The organism is Dankookia rubra (genome assembly GCF_004355005.1).
Lineage (GTDB): Bacteria > Pseudomonadota > Alphaproteobacteria > Acetobacterales > Acetobacteraceae > Paracraurococcus > Paracraurococcus ruber_A.
Map to the genome: position 1 here is coordinate 197,983 of NZ_SMSJ01000001.1, position 18,599 is coordinate 216,581.

Below are 18,599 nucleotides of genomic sequence, written 5' to 3' on the forward strand. Positions count from 1 at the left end.
TCCGGGTTGGGGAAAGCCTCCGCCCCGGCGGCCGGGCTTGTCAATTCGGCGCCGAGGGGACAAGCCCGCGGCACCAGGAGGAAGCCGCCATGCCCGAGGAAACCCCCGTCCTGCTCTCCCGCGACGCCCGCGGCGTCGTCACCGTCACCCTGAACCGGCCGCAGGTCGGCAATGCCTACAACGAGCCGCTGCTGCGCGCACTGATCGCGGGGCTGGACGCGCTGCGCGCCGATGAGGGCGTCCGCGCCCTGGTCATCCGCGGCGCGGGCAGGCATTTCGCCGCCGGGGCCGACATCAACTGGCTGGCCGAGGTCGCGGGCTACGGGCCGGAGCGGGCCTACCAATGCTCGCTCGCCACCACCCTCGCCATGCAGAAGCTGAACGAGTTTCCCCGGCCGACCTTCGCCGTCATCCAGGGTGCCTGCTTCGGCGGCGGCGCCGGGATCGCCTGCTGCGTCGACGTCGCGCTGGCAACGCCGGCCGCGCTCTTCGGCCTGACCGAGGTGCGGGTCGGCGTTTCCCCGACCCCGATCTCGACCCATATGGTTCATGCCATGGGCCTGCGGCAGACCCGCCGCTACGCCCTGACCGGCGAGCGCTTCGGCGCCGAGGAGGCGCTGCGGATGGGCCTGGTGCACGAGGTCCTGGCAGCGGAGGCGATGGAAGCGCGGCTGGCGGCGATCCTCGACGAGACGCTGCTCTCTGCCCCCGGCGCCGTCGCGGTGACCAAGGACAGCTTCCTCGGCGCCAACGGCCTCAAGCTCGACGACCGGCAGATGGCGCTGCTGGCGCATGAGGGCTGGATGCAGCGCGCCTCGGCCGAGGGGCGCGAGGGGCTGGCGGCCTTCCGGGAAAAGCGGCGCCCCGCCTGGTACCCGAAGGATTGACGAATAGATAACCGCGGCGGTTGTCGGGTATCCTGTCACCGAAGCTTCATAAATCTGCAACAGGGCCGACTTCCGGCCGCAGTAGTCAGGCGGCGACCGCCCGGGGCACCCGGCCCTGGGCCCACTCCTTCCGGAGAGAGACGCGTGAACCGACGCTCCCTGCTGATCGCCACCGGCCTCACGGTCGCCGCCCCGCTGCTCGGCCGCCAAGCCCTCGCCCAGGGCGCCCAGATCACCGGCGCCGGGGCCACCTTCCCCAACCCGGTCTACCAGAAATGGGCCGAGGCCGGGAAAGCCGCCACCGGCATCACGGTGAACTACCAGTCCGTCGGCTCGGGCGCCGGCATCAACCAGATCAAGAATCGCACGGTCGATTTCGGCGCCTCCGACGCGCCGCTGACGGTCGCCCAGCTGGCTGAGGCGAGCCTGCTGCAGTTCCCCGCGGTGATGGGCAGCCTGGTGCCGATCGTGAACATCCCGGGCATCGAGAATGAGCAGCTGAAGCTGACCGGCGCGCTGCTGGCCGAGATCTACCTCGGCAAGATCACCAAATGGAACGACGCGAAGATCACCGCGCTGAACCCTGGGGTCGCGCTGCCGAACCTGGCGATCGCCCCGGCCTACCGGGCGGACGGCTCGGGCACCACCTTCGTCTGGGTCTCCTACCTCGCCGCCGTTTCGCCGGAGTGGAAGGAAAAGGTCGGCGTCGGCACCTCAGTCCGCTTCCCCGCCGGCACCGGCGCCCGCGGCAACGAGGGCGTGGCCGGCACGGTGAAGAACATCCGTGGCGCCATCGGCTATGTCGAGAACGCCTACGCCATCACCAACAAGCTGGTGACCACCCAGCTGCGCAACAAGGCGGGCGAGTTCGTCAAGCCGACGCAGGAGGCCTTCATCGCGGCGGCGGCGAATGCCGACTGGAGCGTCCCCGGCATGGCGGCCAGCCTGATCGACCAGCAGGGCGCGACCTCCTGGCCGATCGTCTCCCCCACTTTCATCCTGCTGCCGAAGAACCCGGCGGATGCCGAGCGCAGCCGCAACGTGATGAAGTTCTTCGACTGGGCCTTCAGGAACGGCGCCGGCCTGGCGCAGGAGATGGAATACATCCCGCTGCCGGCCAAGGTGCAGGATGCCATCCGGGCGGCCTGGGCGGCCGAGGTGAAGGCCAACGGCCAGCCGGTCTGGCACGGCTGAGCCGCGCCGCCGGAGCAGGTCGCGTGTCGCAGGCCGCCTCCCTCCCCGCCGCGTCGAGGCCACGGACCGCCCGCCGGTCCAACCTCGGCGACACGCTTTTCGCCGGCGCCTGCCATGCCGCCGGCGGGCTGGTGCTGCTGCTGCTCGGCGGCATCATCGTCGAGCTCTTCCTCGGCGGGCTGCCGGCCTTCCGCGCCTTCGGCCTGCCTTTCCTCTGGTCCACCGAATGGGACCCGGTGACGGAGGTCTTCGGCGCCGGCGTCTCGGTCTACGGCACCGTGGTCACCGCGGTGCTGGCGATCCTGCTCGCGGTGCCGGTCGCCTTCGGCGTCGCCTTCTTCCTGACCGAGCTGGCCCCGCCCTGGATGCGCCGCCCGGTCGGCACGGCGGTCGAGCTGCTCGCCGCGGTGCCGTCGATCATCTACGGCATGTGGGGCTTCTTCGTGATCGCGCCGATCATGGCGCAATACGTCCAGCCCGCGCTGATCGACAGCATCGGCGAGCTGCCGCTGATCGGCTTCCTGTTCCAGGGCCCGCCCTTCGGCACCGGCATCCTGACCGCGGCGCTCATCCTGGCGATCATGATCCTGCCCTTCATCGCCGCCACCATGCGCGACGTCTTCGAGCAGGTGCCAGCGGTCTTCAAGGAGAGCGCCTATGGCCTGGGATGCACGACCTGGGAGGTGATGAAGGGCGTCGTGCTGCCCTATACCCGCATCTCGGTCGCCGGCGGCATCATGCTCGGCCTCGGCCGGGCGCTCGGGGAGACGATGGCGGTCACCTTCGTCATCGGCAATGCCAACCGCATCACCACCACGCTGTTCGGGCCGGGCAATACCATCGCCTCGGTCGTGGCGCTCGAGTTCGGCGAGAGCGAGATGGGCAGCCTGAAGCTTTCCGCGCTGCTGGCGCTCGGCTTCATCCTGTTCGTGCTGTCCTTCGTGGTGCTGGCCTGCTCGCGCTGGCTGCTGCGCTCCCGGCTGAAGGCCTGACCCGATGAGCATGACCGCCAACCCCGCGCTGACTCCGGTCAAGGACCGCGCGGCCGCCGCCCGGCTCGGCCGCCGCCGCAAGCGGGCGGATGCCCTGGCCCGCGGCCTGTCGCTGGCCGCCACCGGCATCGGCCTCGTCTTCCTCGCCTCGATCCTGGCGACGCTCTTCGTCAAGGGCTTCGGCGCACTGAACCTCTCGGTCTTCACCGAGGTCACCCGCCCGCCGGGGTCGAATGGCGGGCTGCTCAACGCCATCACCGGCAGCCTCCTCCAGGTCGCCCTGGCGACCGTCATCGGCACGCCGATCGGCATGCTGGTCGGCACTTTCCTGGCGGAATATGCCCGCGGCTCGGCCTTCGGAAATGTGGTCCGCTTCGTCTCCGACATCCTGCTCTCGGCGCCATCGATCCTGATCGGCCTCTTCGTCTACCAGCTTCTGGTGCTGCCCTTCGGCGGCTTCTCCGGCTGGGCGGGCGTCGCCGCGCTCTCGATCATCATCATCCCGATCGTCGTCCGCACGACCGAGGACATGCTGAGCCTGATCCCGAACACCCTGCGGGAAGCCGTGATCGGCCTCGGCGCGCCGAAATGGAAGATGATCGTGCTGGTCTGCTGGAAGTCGGCGGTCTCCGGCATCATCACCGGCGTGCTGCTGGGCATCGCCCGCATCGCCGGCGAGACGGCGCCGCTGCTCTTCACCAGCCTCGGCAACAATGCCTGGTCCACCGACCTCTCCGGGCCGATGCCGAGCCTGCCGATCACCATCTATTCCTATGCCGGCTCGCCCTTCCAGGACTGGATCGAGCTGGCCTGGGCCGGCGCGCTGCTGATCACCCTCGCCGTCCTGTTGTTGAACATCCTCGCCCGCAGCCTGCTGCGCCGCGGCCCGTGAAGGAGGACCCGTCCGCATGAGCCCCCCGAGCGACTCCGCCACGCGCGATGCCGCGGCCGCCTCCCAGCCCGCCTCCTTCGGCGGCATGCAGGCGCGCTCCGCCGCCGCGCTGAACCAGACCGCCCGCATCGCAGTGCGCAACCTCGACTTCTTCTACGGCGACAACCGCGCGCTGAAGGAGATCAGCTTCGACCTGCCGGAGCGCCAGGTCACCGGCATGATCGGCCCCTCCGGCTGTGGCAAGTCCACGCTGCTGCGGGTGCTGAACCGGATGTACAGCCTCTATCCCGGCCAGCGCGCCACCGGGGAGGTGCTGATGGACGGGCAGAACATCCTCGATGCCGATGTCGACATCAACGCGTTGCGCGCCAAGGTCGGCATGGTGTTCCAGAAGCCGACCCCCTTCCCCATGACCATCTACGACAACATCGCCTTCGGCGTGCGGCTGCACGAGCAGCTGTCGAAGGCACAGATGGACGAGCGGGTGGAATGGGCGCTGACCCGCGCCGCGCTCTGGGGCGAGGCGAAGGACCGGCTGACCAGCAGCGCCATGGGCATGTCCGGCGGCCAGCAGCAGCGGCTCTGCATCGCCCGCACCATCGCGGTGCGGCCGGAGGTGATCCTGTTCGACGAGCCGACCTCGGCGCTCGACCCGATCAGCACCCTGAAGATCGAGGAGCTGATCGACGAGCTGAAGCGCGACTTCACCATCGCCATCGTCACCCACAACATGCAGCAGGCCGCCCGCTGCGCCGACCAGGTGGCGTTCTTCTACCTCGGCGAGCTGATCGAGATCGCGCCGGCCGGGCAGCTCTTCACCGCGCCGCGCCACCAGCGCACGCAGGAATACATCACCGGCCGGTTCGGCTGAGGCGCGGGAGCGATGTCGATGCAGGAACACACCGTCCGCGCCTATGCCGGGGAGCTCCGCCGGCTGCGCGAGCTGGTCGCCCGGATGGGCGGCCTGGCCGAGCGCCAGGTGGCCGATTCCGTCACCGCCCTGGTCCGCCAGGATGCCGAGCTGGCCACCGAGGTGATCGGCCGCGATGCCGAGATCGACGCGCTGGAGCGGGAGATCGAGGATTTCTGCATCCGGCTGCTGGCGCTGCGCCAGCCGGCCGGCGCCGACCTGCGCCTGGTGGTCGCGGCGCTGAAGATCATCCACGCGATCGAGCGGATCGGCGACTATGCCCGGAACGCCGCCAAGCGCAGCATCGTGCTCGCCCAGCAGCCGCGGCTCGGCAGCCTGAACGGCTTCCAGCGCATGGCCCGGCTGGTGCAGGAGAACCTGAAGGGCGCCATGGACGCGCTGGTGAACGAGGACGCCGCCCGCGCCGACGAGGTCTGGGCCGCCGACAAGCCGGTCGACGAGGTCTACAACGGCATCTTCCGCGAGATGCTGACCTTCATGATGGAGGACCCGCGCAACATCACCGCGGCGACCCACCTGCTGTTCGTGGCAAAGAACCTGGAGCGCATCGGCGACCACGCCACCAATATCGCCGAGACCGTGCATTATGCCGTGCAGGGCCAGGCGCTGACCGAGGAACGGCCGAAAGGCGACAACTCGACCTATGCCGTCGTCCGGCAGCAGGACTGAGGGGGGGCCGCGGTCATGCCGGACATGGTCCCGGGGGGCGCCCGGCCAACGATCCTCGTGGTCGAGGACGAGGTGCCGCTGCTTACGCTGCTGCGCTACAACCTGGAGAAGCAGGGTTTCCGGGTCGAGGAGGCCTCCGACGGCGAGGAAGCGCTGCTGCGCGTCGCCGAGACCCGGCCCGACCTGGTGCTGCTGGACTGGATGCTGCCGCAGCTCTCGGGCCTCGAGGTGTGCCGCCAGCTGCGCCGCCGGCCCGCCACCCGCGACCTGCCGATCATCATGGTCACCGCGCGGGTCGAGCAGCAGGACAGCGTCCGCGCCCTCGACATCGGCGCCGACGACTACGTCACCAAGCCTTTCGCCATGGACGGGCTGCTGGCCCGCATCCGCGCCCTGCTGCGGCGCTCGGGCAGCGTCGCCACCCGCGGCACGCTGGCCTTCCGCGACCTGACCATGGACCAGGACGCGCACCGCGTCTCCCGCAACGGCCGTGCGCTGCATCTCGGCCCGACCGAGTACCGGCTGCTGGAATTCCTGATGCAGCACCCCGGCCGGGTCTTCTCCCGCGAGCAGCTGCTCGATGCCGTCTGGGGCCGCGACATCCATGTCGAGCCGCGCACCGTCGACGTGCATGTCCGGCGGCTGCGGAAGGCGATCAACGGGCCCGGCGAGGAGGACGTGATCCGGACCGTCCGTTCCGCCGGCTACGCGCTGGACGTCGAGCCCGGCTGAACCCTGGGCGCGCCCCGGCCGCCCGGCCGGGTCACGCCGACGCGCCCGGCCGCCCTCCGGCGACCGGCCGCAGGCGCGCGGCCGCGGCGACGCAGCGGGCGAAGGCGGCCAGGTCGTGCCAGCGGCGGCCGGCCGGCACGGCCTCCGTCTCGAAGGTCCCGCCGGCCTCGGCGATGCCGCCTTCCAGCATCAGGTTGTCGTGCCGGTCGAACTCCTCGACCGCCATGCCCTCGGCATCCTCCCAAGCGCCGTCGGCCCGCCGCCGCGCCGCGCCGCCGAGCCCCGCCAGGACCCGCCCGCCGAAGCGCTGCGCCACGTTGCTGTAGCCGAAGACCGGCCGTCCCAGGGCCCGCATGAAGCCGAGCTCGTAGACCGTGCCGACATCCGCCGAGGCGCCGCGGAACGGGGTCAGGTTGGCAATGAGCGCGTCGCAGCTGCGGATATGCGCTTCGTTCGACTGGTAGATCCGCCGCCATTCCGGCAGGGCGGGGTCGGGCTCCAGCGGCGGCAGGTCGAGTGGGAAGACCCCGACCAGCCCCTGCGCGGCGCAGACGTCCCGCTTGGCGGCAGCGATACCCGCCGCATCGGCAAGGAAGACCTCGGGTCCGGCCAGATAGAGTCGCATCCCCCTGTCCTAGCCCAGGTAAGCCTCATGCTGCACCTGCCGGTGTGCCGGCGCGGCGAGGTTCCGCCCAATTTCTATACTTTGATGCGAAATAGAATATGCGCCTTTCGGCTCCGGCGTTATTTTCAATATCGCATGATTTGCGATCGATAGCGGGCATACCGTTTCCGCATCAGCAGGCCGCCCATGTCCCGCCGCGCTTTCCCTGCCGCCGGCGCCCCGGACCGAAGCCAGCTGGACCAAGCCACGGCCGCCCTGGCGCTCGGCGCCTTCTGCCCCGCCCGGCGCCGGCCGGCATCTCCGGCCTGGTCATCATCGGCAAGGAGGGCGGGCGCTTCCTGCTCTGGGACGCGACCTCCCGCTTCGGCGCCGGCGCGCTGCATGCCGCGACCCCGGTGATGAACGAGGCGGTGGCGCTGCTGAAGGCCGCCGGGATCGAGGTGGTGCAGGCCGTGTCGTCCCCGCCAAGTCGCGGCTCTGTCGCCAGTTCCTGCCGGATGATGCCCAGCTACCGGCTGACATCGACAAGCACTATCCCGCCATCCTCGCCACCTTCGCAGCCCGGGCGCACTGGCCATCGACCTCGACGTACCCTTCCGCGCGGTCCGTGCCAGCCAGCCCAATCTGCCGGTCTACTTCGCCACCGACACCCACCGGACCTTGGGCCGGGGCCGAGGTCGCGACGGCGGAGCCGGCGAAGCGGATGCGGGATGGCCTGCGCCTGCCGCCCGGCCTGCGGCGAAGCTCGGCGCGCCGGCCAACCTGACCAACCCGCCCAGCGACCTGGTGCGCTTCCCCCCCCGCCGACCTGCGGGGCAAGGACCCCGCCGAGATCTACCAGATCCGCGAGCCGCAATCCGCCGACGTCGTGCCCGGCACCGATGACGGCGCCGATGTCGTGGTGGTCGGCAACAGCTTCGCCCGGCCGAAATGCGGAATCCTGCCGCTGCTGGCGGCGCATCAACGGCCTCGGGATGTATGGCGGCGGCGGCTGGCAGAGCCTGCGCGGCGAGAATGTCGCGGCCAACGAGATGGTCGAGGCCGGCGGCGGGCTCTACCACGCCGCCATCCGCACGCCGGAGGAGTCGCTGAACATCGACCCGGACTCCCGCTACTTCCACTTCAACTGGAACCTGGGCAATGTCAGCTACGGCCAGGGCGGCTACTTCAGCCCGCAATGGCAGGTGGTGGGGGCGCTCGGCGCCGACTGGCGGCGGCAATGGGGCGACCTCACTGCCCGGGTGCAGGCAACCGTGGGCTGGCAGCGCTTCCACGAACACGGCGCGCCGGTCTTCCCGACCGACCGGGCGCTGCAGTCGCAGCTGGAAGCCGAGCCGACGCTCGGCACGGCCGGCAGCAGCGCGCGCTCGGTCGGCGGGCCAATCGGTGGGCTCAGTGCCAACCTGGAACATGCCGTCAGCCCGGTGCTCCGCCTCGGCGCCATCGGCCGCTTCAGCCATACCGGCAACTACAGCGACGCGGCCGGGCTGCTCTACCTGCGCTGGCGGCTGGACAAGCCGCCCGAGGACGTGGCGCCGCTGTTGGCCGGCATGCCGACCCGCTACCCCGCGGGCAGCTGGCCGATGCCGGCCATGCTGTCGAACGGCGCGCCGGAGCCGGTGCAGCTCAATGGCGGGGCGGCACGGCCGGTACGGTGATGCGCGCGCTCCTGCTGGCCCTCCTGCTGGTCCTCGGCCCCGCCGCCGGCCAAGCGGCAGAGCTCTGCGCCGGCCTGCCCGCCCGCCAGCTTGCCCCGCGCGAGGTGAAGCCGGAACCGCTGACCGACCAGGGCTGGCTCTCGCGGGTCGGCGAGCTGGAACGCCAGGTCCTGGGGCCGGAGGCCAATCCGGCGCAGCTGCTTTTCCTCGGCGATCCACCGGTGCAGGGCTGGGCGCCGCTGATCTTCGAGCATTTCTACGGCGACCGCGGCGCGCTGAATCTCGGCGCCGGCGGCGATACGACCCAAAGCCTGCTCTGGCGGCTGGCGCGGCTGCCGCTCGGCGCCACGCTGCGGCCGCGGCTGGCGGTGCTGCTGGTCGGCACCAACAACACCGCCGCCGGCAGCCGGCCGGAGAATACCGCGCTCGGCATCGCCTAGGTGGTGCGGACCATCCGCCGCCGCTCGCCGCAGACCCGGGTGCTGCTGGTCGGGCTGCCGCCGCGTGCCGGCGTGCCGGCGTGCCGGCGTGCCGGCGTAGCCGATGCGGGCAGCGAACGAGCGGTTCAATGCCCTGGTCGCCGGCTGCGTCGATGGGCAGACGGTGTTCTACACCGCGCCGGGCTGAACGGTGGTGGACCGGGCGGGGCGGCTCTCGGACCAGATCGCCTACGACTACCTGCACCTGACCTGGCTGGGCTACGGCATCCCCTCGGCGGCGCTGGAGCCGCAGATCCGCCGGCTGCTCTGGAACTGACCCCGCCGTGACGTGATGCCGCAAACGCTTCCCCGACCTGGCCGCGGCGGTCTACGCCGGTCCGGGAAGGGGACCGGGCATGGCGGAGGCACGGGGCGGGCTGCTGCCCGGGCTGCATGGGCTGCGGGCAACGGCCGCGCTGATGGTGCTGCTGTTCCACCTGCATGCCATCCCGCAGCTCGCGGTTCCCGGCCTGCTGCCCTGGATCGCCACCCATTTCGGGCTTGGCGTGCACCTGTTCTTCGCGCTCTCGGCCTTCTCCCTCGCCTGGGCCAACCCGCAGGCGGCGAGCCGGCCGGGGCCCTATCTGGTCAAGCGCTTCTTCCGCATCGCGCCGCTCTATTGGCTGCTGACGACGCTGATCATGCTGGTCGCGCGCTGGCCGGGGACCGGGCGGGTGCTGGCGGAATACGGCTTCGCCTTCAACTTCGTCCCCGGCTGGCATGGCGGGCTGGTGCCGGCCGGCTGGACTGTCGGCGTCGAGATGCCCTTCTATCTGCTGCTGCCGCTGCTGCTGCGGATCCGCGGGATCGCCGGAATGGCACTGGCCTCGGTCCTGGCGACGGCGCTGTCCTGGGCCACCCGGGTCTGGCTGGAGGCGGCGATGCCCGGCAGCGACTACCCGCAGGTGGCGCTGGCCAGCAATGCCTGGGTCTTCGTCGTCGCCCTGCTGGCCTTCCGGATCTTCGAGCGGGTCCGCGGCACGCCGCGGGAGGGCGCGACAGCCGCCGCTGCCGCGGGGCTTGGTCTCGGGCTGCTCGGCTTCCTGCTCTCGCCGCTGGCCGCGCCGCTGGCCGGGCCGGGCAACATCGACCTGCTGCTCTTCGGCCCCGGCTTCGCCGCACTCTGCCTCTGGCAGTCCCTGCGGCCCTCCTGGTTGATGCGCGCCCGGCCCGCGCTCTGGCTGGGGGAACGGAGCTACAGCGTCTACCTCGCGCATTTCGCGCTGATCATGGCGCTGCGCCCGGTCTATGCGCGGATCGTGGAGGCGCTGGGCCAGGGCGGGGCGGCCTATCTCGCCTGTCTCGCCATCACCCTGCCGCCGCTCTGCCTCGCCGCGGCGCTCGGCTACCGGCTGGTGGAGCAGCCGGGGATCGCACTCGGCCGTTGGCTGATCCGGCGGCGGGAGAAGCGGGCGGCGCTGGCCGCGGCCTGAAGGCAAAGTCCGGGGTGGAGATATCCTCCCCGGCCCCTTCCCTGTTTCTGGCGGTCGTCGCGCGGCGCGCGCCGACTCCGGCCTGCTTCACCACCTCGTCAGGAATTCCCGCTCCTCCGTCCCGACCGGCTGCCCGACCACGCGTTCGGGAATTTCCCAGACCACCAGCTTCGGCCTCGCCTCGTGCCATGCCGCACCCGTGAAATACGCCCGCGCCGCGCGGGCGAAGCCGCCGCCGGCCCTGACATAACTGGCGACCGTGGATGCCAGCGCCTGCTGCAGCCAGCCATTAAAATTGGCATTCACCGAATGGGAGGAGCTGAGCAGCACCACCTCGGCCGGCGGCGTCTCGTCCAGCAGGCCCGCGGCCTCGCCGGCGGCTTCCGTGCGTTCGGGGTATTGCCGGTCCGGCGCCGGGCGCAGCGCATCGGGCGCCGCATCGAGACTCATCAGCCGCAGCAGGTCGCCGGGGTCATCGGCCTGCTCGGGCGCGGCAATGGTGCGGAAGGGCTCGGCACGGCGCAGCGGCAGGGCGGCGGTAGCCTCGGCGATGGCCGCGGCTGCGGCGGCCGCGCCGGCCTGGTTCCAGTGCGTGTCGGTGCGCCAAGGCCTCGAGCGTCAGAGTCTCGGCGACCCGCGCCCGGGTCGCCCGCGCGCGGAGCGCCGCGCTCCCCTGCCAGGCGCCCCAGCCGAGCAGGGCGAGCATCGCCAGGGCATAGGCGCGGGCGGTACGGGGCCGGGGTTCGTCCATCGCCGCCTCAGAACTGGAAGTACAGGAAGGGCACCGCGGCGCGGCTGTAGAGCGCGACGATGCCGATGACGAAGCCGAGCAGGGGCCCGGTGGCGGCGGCAGCCCGCGCCACCCCCGTCCGGCACCCGGCCGCACCGCAGCGCCGGCGCATAGACCAGCCCGCCCGCCAGGCCGAGGCACCACCATTGGTCCGGCGTCACCTGCCAGAGCAGCGCGTCGGAGAAGCCGGCGCCGTTCAGCCCGAGCATGCCGCGATACATCGCCCAGGTGCCGGCGATGCTCGGCGCCCGGAAGGTCACCCAGCCGATCACCACGCCCAGCATCAGCAGCGGGTTGCCGAGGTTCCAGGGCAGCCGCCCGGCCCAGCCGCGGTGCAGCGCCAGCAGCCCGCCATGCCAGGCGCCCCATAGCAGGAAGGTCCAGTTGGCGCCGTGCCAGAAGCCGCCGATCACCATGGTGGCCAGCAGGTTGAGGTAGGTCCGCAGCGGCCCGCGCCGGTGCCAGCGCTGCCAGAACTCCTGGATCGAGCCCGCTAGGTAGGGGTGGTCGAAATTCTCCGGGAAGCGGAAGCCGCACATCAGGGCGAGGCCGATCGTCATGGCGGAATAGCCGGCGAAGTCGAAGAAGAGCTGCAGCGCATAGGCCACCGCCCCGGCCCAGCCTCGGCCAGGGTCGGCGCCGGCAGCGCGAAGGCGGCCTCGACCATCGGCGCCAGCGTGTCGGCGACCAGCACTTTGGCGGCGAAGCCCAGCATGAAGCGCCGCGCGCCAAGGCCGAAGAGCGCGAGGCTATGGCGGCGAGACGTCAGGTCCCGCTCGATCTCGGCATAGCGGACGATCGGCCCGGCGGTGAGCTGGCTGAAGATCGCCTTGTAGGCGACATAGTCGACGAAGCGGCGGCTGACCGGCACGTCCCCGCGATGCAGGTCCGCCAGGTAGCTGACGGATTGCAGCACGTAGAAGGACAGGCCGATCGGCAGCAGGAGCTCCGCCCAGCCCAGCGGCGGCAGGCACCAGCCGGCGCGCAGCGCGTTCAGCGTCTCGACGCCGAAATTGGCGTACTTGAACCAGGCGAGGACGCCGAGATTGCCGGCGAGGCCCAGCAGCAACAGGCGCCTGCCCGCCGGGCTGCGCGGGCCGAGCGCGTCCATCGCCCGGGCGACCAGGAAGGTGAAGACGGTGACGCCGGCCAGCAGCGCCAGGAAATTCACACGCCACCAAGCATAGAAGGCCCAGGAGACGAGGAGGATCGGCCAGTTCCGCAGCCGTGCCGGAGTCAGGACATAGGCGGCGAAGAAGATTGGCAGGAACAGAAGAGGAATTCGAAGGAGGCGAAGATCATGCCGGCCGCCCGACCACGACGGGGCCGGCCGTCGGGTGCGGCCGGCCCTCCACCTCTGAATGGTTCATGGCCTTGCCCGTTCGAGGTAAGGGCGAATAAGTCCAGTGGAAACTGTTCCGCGAGAGTCGTCCTATTCGTTAGCCGCGGTGCCGATTGGCGAAGCCGCCGAGCATCCGGCGCGGCTCGTTGGTGTCCCAGGCGGCGGAGAAGGCGGGGATGCCGGCGGCGACGGCCTCGCCGATCGGCAGGTCCTCCCATTGCCGGATCAGCCGCTTCTGCAGCCGCAGCGCCTGCCGCCCGGCGGCGCCGAGATGGCCGAGCCACTCCGCCACCGCTTGGTCCAGTCCATCGGCCGGCACCACCCGTTCGAGGAAGCCCCAGTCCAGCGCCTCGGCCGCGCCGATGGTCTCGCCCAGCAGCAGCAGGCGGCGGGTGCGGCCCCAGCCGATCAGCCCGGGCAGCAACGCGGCCTCGACCACCGAGGGGATGCCGACCCGGACCTCCGGCATGCCGAACTGCGCGTGGTCGGCGGCGATCCGCAGGTCGCAGGCAGCGGCGAGCTCGAGCCCGGCGCCGAGCGTCCAGCCGTTGATCCGGCCGATCACCGGCACCGGGCAGTCGCGCACCGCGCGGCAGCAGCCATGCACGAGGGTGATGAAGGCCCGCGCCGCCTCGCCGTCGCCGAGCCCGGCCATGACGGTGATGTCGGCGCCGCCGACGAAGCTCTTCGGCCCGGCGCCGGTCAGCACCGCGGCGTGCAGCGCCTCGTCCGCCGAGAGCCGGGCCATGGCGGCGGCGAATTCCAGCATCAGCGCCGGGTTCAGCGTATTCAGCTTCGCCTCGTGCGCGATGGTGACGAAGGCGACGCGGCCGGTTGCCGGCGCCTCGCGGATCTCGACCTGGATTTCGCCGGCCATAGCAGTCTCTCCCCCGAAGTCATCGGGGGTCAGGGTAGCGCGGGATGCCGCGACGCGGGAGTTGGTTGCCGCCGCATCACATTCCACCAATGCCGAAACCCCGTGATTGGACCTTCGCAACGGATAAGGGAATTCTGGACGCGAGGATTGCCCCCAAGGGGTGGAGGACAGCATGGACGGGGACGCCATGGGCAGCGCGGCGGCTGAGGAGCCGCGGCCGTCGGCCCGCAGGATGAACGACGCGCCGTTGCGGGCGGCGCTGGAGAACCGCCGTGGCCGGGTCTTCGACGAGGCGCTGTCGGGCGTCTGCTACACCCATGGCGTGCGGCTCGGCCTGGCAGGCGACCCGCTGCCGCGCTGGCTGCCGACCGCCCCCCGCTGGGCGCGGGAAGCGCTGCGGACCGGCCATGCCAGTGGCACCGCCATCTCCGGCCGGGGCGCGGACGCCCCGGCCTGAGGCGTTAGATCGGGTTGGCCGGGATCGTCGCCTCGCCCTCGTCCGGCAGGTCGGACAGGGTGTCGGAGGGCTCGTCGCGCCAGCCGGAGCGGCGGTCCATGGCCTTCCGCGCCAGCATGGCGCCGCCGACGATCCCGGCACCGACGCCGATGCCGGCCAGGAAGGGACCGATCCCGGCCAGCATGGCCATGCCGCCCATAGCGGTGCCGGCCATGGTCATGGGGCCAGGAAGGCCGAGCGGATTGCAACGCGGCAGGAACATTCGAATCATCCCCTGAAGGCTGGCCAGGATAGTGGCGCCTCGGGCGGCAACCACAAGGCCGCGCCGGGTATCGTGGGCGGCCCGGTTCAGCCCTGCGCGCCTTCCGGCGCTTCGGCCATCGGGCCACTCGATATTCTGGGCGGGCCGATTCAGCCCTGCGCGCCTTCCGACGCTTCGGCCATCGGGCCGCCATGCCTCGGATCCTTCCGCGGTTCGCGGTAGGTGAACCCCTCCCCCGCCCCGGCCGCCGCGCCGACCGCCAGCGACAGCACGGCATGGTGGGGCGAGAGGACGCAGGCCGGGTCGGTGGCGGCGGCATCGCCGAGCAGGGCGAAGGCTTGGCAGCGGCAGCCGCCCCAGTCGAGTTCCGCCCGCTCGCAGCCCTGACAGGGTGCCGGCATCCAGGCCGTGCCGCGGAAGCGGTTAAAGGCCTCGGAATGCTCCCAGGCCTCCCGCAGCGAGACCTCCCGGACATTGGGGAAGTCGAAGCCCGGCAAGCTTTCCGCCGCGTGGCAGGGCAGCACCCGGCCGGCCGGCGAGACCGCCAGGAACTGGCGTCCCCAGCCGCCCATGCAGGCCTTCGGGCGCTTCGCGTAGTAGTCCGGCACGACATAGTCGATCACCAGCCGCCCCCGCAGGTCGCGCCGCGCCGCCTCGACCGTCGCGGTCGCGGCCTCGAGCTGGTCGCGGGTCGGCAGCAGGGCGTCGCGGTTGGCCAGGGCCCAGCCGTAATACTGCACGTGCGCCACTTCCAGCCGCCCGGCGCCGAGCTCGAGCGCGAGATCGATGAGTTGCGGCAGCCGGTCCAGGTTCTGCCGGTGCACCACGGCGTTGAGCGTCAGCGGCAACCCGGCCTCATGCACGCGGTTCGCGAATTCCAGCTTCCGCGCATGCCCGCCGCGATATCCGCCGATGCGGTCGGCCGAGCCCGGCTCGGCGTCCTGCACCGAGAGCTGGACATGGTCGAGCCCGGCCTCGACCAGCGCCTGCAGCTTCGTCTCCCCGGTCAACACGCCCGAGGTGATGAGGTTGGTGTAGAGCCCGGCCTCGCTGGCAGCGCGGACGATCTCGCGGATGTCGCGCCGTGCGGTCGGCTCGCCGCCGGAAAGGTGCACCTGCAGGCAGCCGAGCGCCGCGGCTTCCTGGAAGACGCGGGCCCAGGTCGCGGTGTCGAGTTCCTGCGCCACCCGGGCCAGCTCGGTCGGGTTGGAGCAATAGGGGCAGCGCAGCGGGCAGCGATGGGTAAGTTCCGCGAGCAGCGCCAGCGGGGCGGCGGGGGCGGCGGTCTTGGCGCGAGCCGGGATGGTCGTCATGCCGCACCATATGGGTATGTGGGCGGGATCATGCCGTCACCACGCCCTTGGCAGTCAGGTCGTCCAGCATGGCGACGACATCGGTCATGATCTCGCCCCGCGGCGCGGCGAAGCGGGCGGCGAGGTCGTCCACCATGGCGTCGACGCTGCGGGCGCCATCCACCAGACGCAACACCTCCAGCGCGATCTCGTCCGGGACGAACATGCGTTCCGGCCCCATCACCACCCATTGGTTCCGCGTCTTGTCCTCCCGCAGCTTCATGCCGCGGCCGAGGCGAGGGATGGCGGTGCCGTCCATCAGGGCCTCCAGGCTCCCGGCGGGATGTTGCCAGGCTCGACATAGGCATAGTGCAGCGCGTCGAGCTGGGCCCAGAGCAGGTCGCACTTGAAGCGGAGCGCGTCCATCACCTGCTCCTGCTCCTCCCGCGTCCGCGCCTCCCGCTTCACGTAGCCAAGGGCGAATTCCACGTCCTGCGGCGCCTGGGTCAGGCGCGGGGTGAAATAGGCCAGCGTCTCCGCGCTGACGAAATCGTAGCCGCGTAGCATGCCGGAGACGCGCTGGGAGATGATGTCGGGGGAGAACATCTCGGTCAGCGAGGACGCCACGGCTTCCAGCACCGACCTGTACTTGACGAAGTTGACATAGGCATCGACGGCGTGGCGCGTCCCCGGCAGCAGGCCGCGCAGCGAGACGACGTAGTCGCGGTCGAGGCCGAGCCCGTCGGTCAGCTTCAGCCAGCGCTCGACGCCGCCCGGCTTGGTGCCGTCGCCGTCATGGTCGACGATCCGCCGTCGCCATTCCCGCCGCAGCTCCGGCGTCGGCAGCCGGCCGAGCACCGCCGCGTCCTTCGCCGGGATGCTGGCCTGGTAGTAGTAGCGGTTCAGCGCCCAGGCCTGGACCTGCGGCTTGGTCAGCCTGCCGCCATGCAGCAGGTGATGGAAGGGATGGTGGATGTGGTAGCGCTCGTCGCCGATGGCGCGGAGTCGGCGTTCCAGCTCGTCCGGGGCAAGCAATTCCGTCTCGCTCACAGCGTCACCTCCATGCCGTCCTGCGCAACCTCCCAGCCCGCGGCCTCGGCTGCCGCGCGTTCCGGGCTATCCGCCAGCAGGACGGGATTGGTGTTGTTGATGTGGATGAGGATGCGCCGCCGCACCCCGAGCCCGGCGAAGGCGGCGATGGTGCCGCCCGGCCCGTCGATGCTCATGTGGCCCATCCGCGCCCCGGTCTTCGGCCCGGCGCCCGCCCGCAGCATCTCGTCGTCCCGCCAGAGCGTGCCATCGAAGAAGACGCAGTCGGCACCTTCGAGCCGAGCGGCGAGCCCGGGCGGCAGCGCGGCGCAGCCGGGGATGAAAAACAGCGACTGGTCGCCGGCGCTGACCCGCAGGCCGATGGTCTCCCCCTCCTCCGCCCGGCCGGGATCGGCGCCGGAGGCTTCCTCCAGGAAGAGCGGCACCTTGCCGGGCACGGCGAAAGCCTCGACCATGAGGCCGAGCGGCGCGCCGGCGGCATCCGCGAGCGCCAGCGTCCGGTCGAGCGGCAGCGTCCGGCGCGGGACGATGGCGGGGTTCACCGCGCCGAAGACCGGATTGGCGGCGAGGACCGCCAGCGCCCGGTCGGCGCCGTAGAGCGCAAAGGGATGGCGTTCCCGCAGCGTCAGCAGCCCGGCGATGGTATCGACCTCGGCCCCGGTCAGCACCACCGCGGCGATCGGGGAATGGCGGATCTCGCCCGGCGCCGGGCGCGGGTGCAGCGCCGGGGTGGCGATGACCTGCTGGCGGAGATCGGGCGAGGCGTTCAGCAGCACCCAGCGATCGCCATCCGCGGAGACCGCGAGCGAGGCCTGACTGCGCGCCGGCGCCGCCGGGTCGCCGGCCAGCGCGCGGCGGCAGCCGGGACCGGCGGAGTTCCATTGCGGAAAGCCACCGCCGGCGGCCGCGCCGAGGACGATGGCCCGGAGCCGGGACGCGGAAGGACAAGGGGGGCTGGGCATGGCCAGGGGCTCAGGAAGCCGAGGCGAATGCGTCGGTTGGGCGGACCATGGCGGGATTTCCTCCGGCGGCCGCTGCGGGCCGTCCCTCTCCGAATGTAGGCACCGGCTTGGGGCCGGCCAACCCCGTGCGGGGTCGGACAACCCGACAGGCCGCCGCAGGCGGGACTAGCTGCCCCGGCTGCGCCACCTGCAGGACGCCGTGCGGCGTGAAGCATGGCCCGCTCGGCAGGCCGAACGATGGACAGGGCGAAGACCGTGACCTCGTCCGCGACCCGGTCGCGGTCCATCACCACTCAGGCCCAGTTCCTGCAGATCGCCGAGCAGACCACGCCGGAGGAGCGGTCGACGGCAATGCGGCGGGCATCCGGCGCCAGGGCGGAGAACTCGACCCGGACGCCTTCCGGCAGCCGGATACGCTCGAGGCTCGGGCGCAGCGCATCGGCACGTCGGACGTCCTGCGCTACCGCCTCCATTCGCGTCAAGGTGCCCAACTGCTGCGGCCGGCCTAGGTCGCCTGTGCTGGCCTGGGACGGCGGCCCGGTGGGCGGATGCCAGGCCCGGCCTCGCCAGGGGTGGCACGGCCGGCATTCATCGCGGTTCGCCTCGGACGGGCCTTGCGGTCCTGGGCCAGGGTCCATTGCCCAACCCCGGCCACCGCCAGCAAGCAGCCGGCGCCGAGCAGCATCGCCATTGTTGGCAGTACGAGTCCTCCCGTGCCCCCAGGGCCGCTGCCGCTGGAGTTCGGGGCAAGGCAGGCCCGGACCGTAGCGCAAAGGCGCCGACGTGCTTGCGAGGACCAGGCCGGAACGATGAGCCTCGGTCGAGGGCGGCGCCCGGACAAGAAAGGGCCCCGCGCCCTGGGGTGCGGGGCCCTCCTGGAATCGATGGCCGGCCCTGCAGCCGGCCGCGGCCGATCAGCCGATCTCGGCGCAGGCGTAGCTGTTGATCTCGAGGGCGAGCGACACTTCGGTCACGCGCGGCTTCTTCCAGGCCATAGGATCCTCCATCGCGGCGGTATCGCCGAGGGACATAGTGGGGTTTGCGCCGGAAGGGATCAAGCCGATGGTTGCGCGCT

At 71.4% G+C, this 18,599-nt stretch carries 23 protein-coding genes and 1 pseudogene; 12 read left to right on the forward strand and 12 right to left on the reverse strand.

Annotated features, from left to right (window positions below; genetic code table 11):
* The first annotated feature begins 89 nt into the window (after positions 1-89).
* The 7 genes from E2C06_RS00925 (at position 90) to phoB (ending at position 6,297) form a co-directional block, all read left to right on the forward strand.
* On the forward strand, positions 90-887 hold the full coding sequence (locus E2C06_RS00925; protein WP_165982137.1) for an enoyl-CoA hydratase-related protein: 798 nt from the start codon (positions 90-92) through the stop codon (positions 885-887).
* A gap of 144 nt (positions 888-1,031) precedes the next feature.
* On the forward strand, positions 1,032-2,081 hold the full coding sequence (gene pstS / locus E2C06_RS00930; protein ID WP_133286697.1) for a phosphate ABC transporter substrate-binding protein PstS: 1,050 nt from the start codon (positions 1,032-1,034) through the stop codon (positions 2,079-2,081).
* Between the two features lie 23 nt (positions 2,082-2,104).
* Positions 2,105-3,073: a phosphate ABC transporter permease subunit PstC gene (gene pstC, locus E2C06_RS00935; RefSeq protein WP_133286698.1), complete on the forward strand. Its 969-nt coding sequence runs from the start codon at positions 2,105-2,107 to the stop codon at positions 3,071-3,073.
* 4 nt (positions 3,074-3,077) lie between these two features.
* Positions 3,078-3,965: a phosphate ABC transporter permease PstA gene (gene pstA, locus E2C06_RS00940; protein ID WP_133286699.1), complete on the forward strand. Its 888-nt coding sequence runs from the start codon at positions 3,078-3,080 to the stop codon at positions 3,963-3,965.
* Positions 3,966-4,050: 85 nt separating this feature from the next.
* The gene (gene pstB / locus E2C06_RS00945; protein ID WP_133286848.1) at positions 4,051-4,836 is read left to right on the forward strand and encodes a phosphate ABC transporter ATP-binding protein PstB; all 786 of its coding nucleotides are present in this window, start codon (positions 4,051-4,053) and stop codon (positions 4,834-4,836) included.
* A gap of 18 nt (positions 4,837-4,854) precedes the next feature.
* Positions 4,855-5,565, forward strand: a complete 711-nt coding sequence (phoU, locus tag E2C06_RS00950; protein ID WP_133286700.1) for a phosphate signaling complex protein PhoU — start codon at positions 4,855-4,857, stop codon at positions 5,563-5,565.
* 15 nt (positions 5,566-5,580) lie between these two features.
* Complete coding sequence (gene phoB, locus E2C06_RS00955) at positions 5,581-6,297, forward strand: phosphate regulon transcriptional regulator PhoB (protein ID WP_241671049.1); 717 nt, start codon at positions 5,581-5,583, stop codon at positions 6,295-6,297.
* A 31-nt stretch (positions 6,298-6,328) separates the two neighbouring features.
* On the opposite strand, the gene E2C06_RS00960 is transcribed toward phoB, so the two are convergent.
* A complete protein-coding gene (locus E2C06_RS00960; RefSeq protein WP_133286701.1) occupies positions 6,329-6,922 on the reverse strand; it encodes a nucleoside 2-deoxyribosyltransferase in 594 nt (197 codons plus the stop codon).
* A gap of 893 nt (positions 6,923-7,815) precedes the next feature.
* Between E2C06_RS00960 and E2C06_RS37275 the strand changes: the two genes are divergently transcribed.
* The 4 genes from E2C06_RS37275 to E2C06_RS00975 all read left to right on the forward strand — a co-directional run bounded on the left by E2C06_RS37275 (position 7,816) and on the right by E2C06_RS00975 (position 10,492).
* Positions 7,816-8,580 carry a cellulose synthase subunit BcsC-related outer membrane protein gene (locus E2C06_RS37275; RefSeq protein WP_165982138.1) on the forward strand — a complete coding sequence of 255 codons (765 nt, stop codon included), beginning with the start codon at positions 7,816-7,818 and terminating at the stop codon, positions 8,578-8,580.
* The gene (locus E2C06_RS00970; protein WP_133286703.1) at positions 8,580-9,020 is read left to right on the forward strand and encodes an SGNH/GDSL hydrolase family protein; all 441 of its coding nucleotides are present in this window, start codon (positions 8,580-8,582) and stop codon (positions 9,018-9,020) included. Before E2C06_RS37275 ends, E2C06_RS00970 begins: the two co-directional genes overlap by 1 nt.
* 193 nt (positions 9,021-9,213) lie before the next feature.
* Positions 9,214-9,336 carry a hypothetical protein gene (locus E2C06_RS40180; RefSeq protein ID WP_277751772.1) on the forward strand — a complete coding sequence of 41 codons (123 nt, stop codon included), beginning with the start codon at positions 9,214-9,216 and terminating at the stop codon, positions 9,334-9,336.
* A 79-nt stretch (positions 9,337-9,415) separates the two neighbouring features.
* Positions 9,416-10,492: an acyltransferase family protein gene (locus E2C06_RS00975; RefSeq protein WP_133286704.1), complete on the forward strand. Its 1,077-nt coding sequence runs from the start codon at positions 9,416-9,418 to the stop codon at positions 10,490-10,492.
* An 87-nt stretch (positions 10,493-10,579) separates the two neighbouring features.
* Here E2C06_RS00975 and E2C06_RS00980 read toward each other — a convergent pair.
* From E2C06_RS00980 to E2C06_RS00990, 4 genes and pseudogenes are all read right to left on the reverse strand, one after another.
* A pseudogene (locus E2C06_RS00980) lies at positions 10,580-11,083 on the reverse strand (alginate O-acetyltransferase AlgX-related protein); the annotation flags it as partial.
* A 27-nt stretch (positions 11,084-11,110) separates the two neighbouring features.
* A complete protein-coding gene (locus tag E2C06_RS38575) occupies positions 11,111-11,890 on the reverse strand; it encodes an MBOAT family protein (protein WP_206664385.1) in 780 nt (259 codons plus the stop codon).
* Positions 11,839-12,453, reverse strand: coding sequence for an MBOAT family O-acyltransferase (locus E2C06_RS38580; RefSeq protein ID WP_206664386.1), 615 nt, complete (start codon positions 12,451-12,453; stop codon positions 11,839-11,841). The genes E2C06_RS38575 and E2C06_RS38580 overlap by 52 nt, the downstream gene beginning before the upstream one ends.
* A gap of 268 nt (positions 12,454-12,721) precedes the next feature.
* The gene (locus E2C06_RS00990) at positions 12,722-13,501 is read right to left on the reverse strand and encodes an enoyl-CoA hydratase (protein ID WP_133286706.1); all 780 of its coding nucleotides are present in this window, start codon (positions 13,499-13,501) and stop codon (positions 12,722-12,724) included.
* Between the two features lie 172 nt (positions 13,502-13,673).
* Between E2C06_RS00990 and E2C06_RS00995 the strand changes: the two genes are divergently transcribed.
* The gene (locus E2C06_RS00995) at positions 13,674-13,958 is read left to right on the forward strand and encodes a hypothetical protein (protein WP_133286707.1); all 285 of its coding nucleotides are present in this window, start codon (positions 13,674-13,676) and stop codon (positions 13,956-13,958) included.
* 4 nt (positions 13,959-13,962) lie between these two features.
* Here the strand turns inward: E2C06_RS00995 and E2C06_RS01000 are convergent, their stop codons facing one another.
* The 7 genes from E2C06_RS01000 to pqqA form a co-directional block, all read right to left on the reverse strand.
* On the reverse strand, positions 13,963-14,220 hold the full coding sequence (locus E2C06_RS01000) for a hypothetical protein (protein WP_133286708.1): 258 nt from the start codon (positions 14,218-14,220) through the stop codon (positions 13,963-13,965).
* Between the two features lie 149 nt (positions 14,221-14,369).
* A complete protein-coding gene (gene pqqE / locus E2C06_RS01005; RefSeq protein ID WP_133286709.1) occupies positions 14,370-15,533 on the reverse strand; it encodes a pyrroloquinoline quinone biosynthesis protein PqqE in 1,164 nt (387 codons plus the stop codon).
* A gap of 28 nt (positions 15,534-15,561) precedes the next feature.
* On the reverse strand, positions 15,562-15,831 hold the full coding sequence (gene pqqD / locus E2C06_RS01010; protein ID WP_133286710.1) for a pyrroloquinoline quinone biosynthesis peptide chaperone PqqD: 270 nt from the start codon (positions 15,829-15,831) through the stop codon (positions 15,562-15,564).
* Complete coding sequence (pqqC, locus tag E2C06_RS01015) at positions 15,831-16,562, reverse strand: pyrroloquinoline-quinone synthase PqqC (protein ID WP_133286711.1); 732 nt, start codon at positions 16,560-16,562, stop codon at positions 15,831-15,833. The genes pqqD and pqqC overlap by 1 nt, the downstream gene beginning before the upstream one ends.
* Positions 16,559-17,524, reverse strand: coding sequence for a pyrroloquinoline quinone biosynthesis protein PqqB (gene pqqB / locus E2C06_RS01020; RefSeq protein ID WP_133286712.1), 966 nt, complete (start codon positions 17,522-17,524; stop codon positions 16,559-16,561). The genes pqqC and pqqB overlap by 4 nt, the downstream gene beginning before the upstream one ends.
* A 293-nt stretch (positions 17,525-17,817) precedes the next feature.
* Positions 17,818-18,006: a hypothetical protein gene (locus tag E2C06_RS01025; protein WP_133286713.1), complete on the reverse strand. Its 189-nt coding sequence runs from the start codon at positions 18,004-18,006 to the stop codon at positions 17,818-17,820.
* Between the two features lie 432 nt (positions 18,007-18,438).
* Positions 18,439-18,555, reverse strand: a complete 117-nt coding sequence (pqqA, locus tag E2C06_RS01030) for a pyrroloquinoline quinone precursor peptide PqqA (RefSeq protein WP_193560404.1) — start codon at positions 18,553-18,555, stop codon at positions 18,439-18,441.
* Positions 18,556-18,599 lie beyond the last annotated feature (44 nt).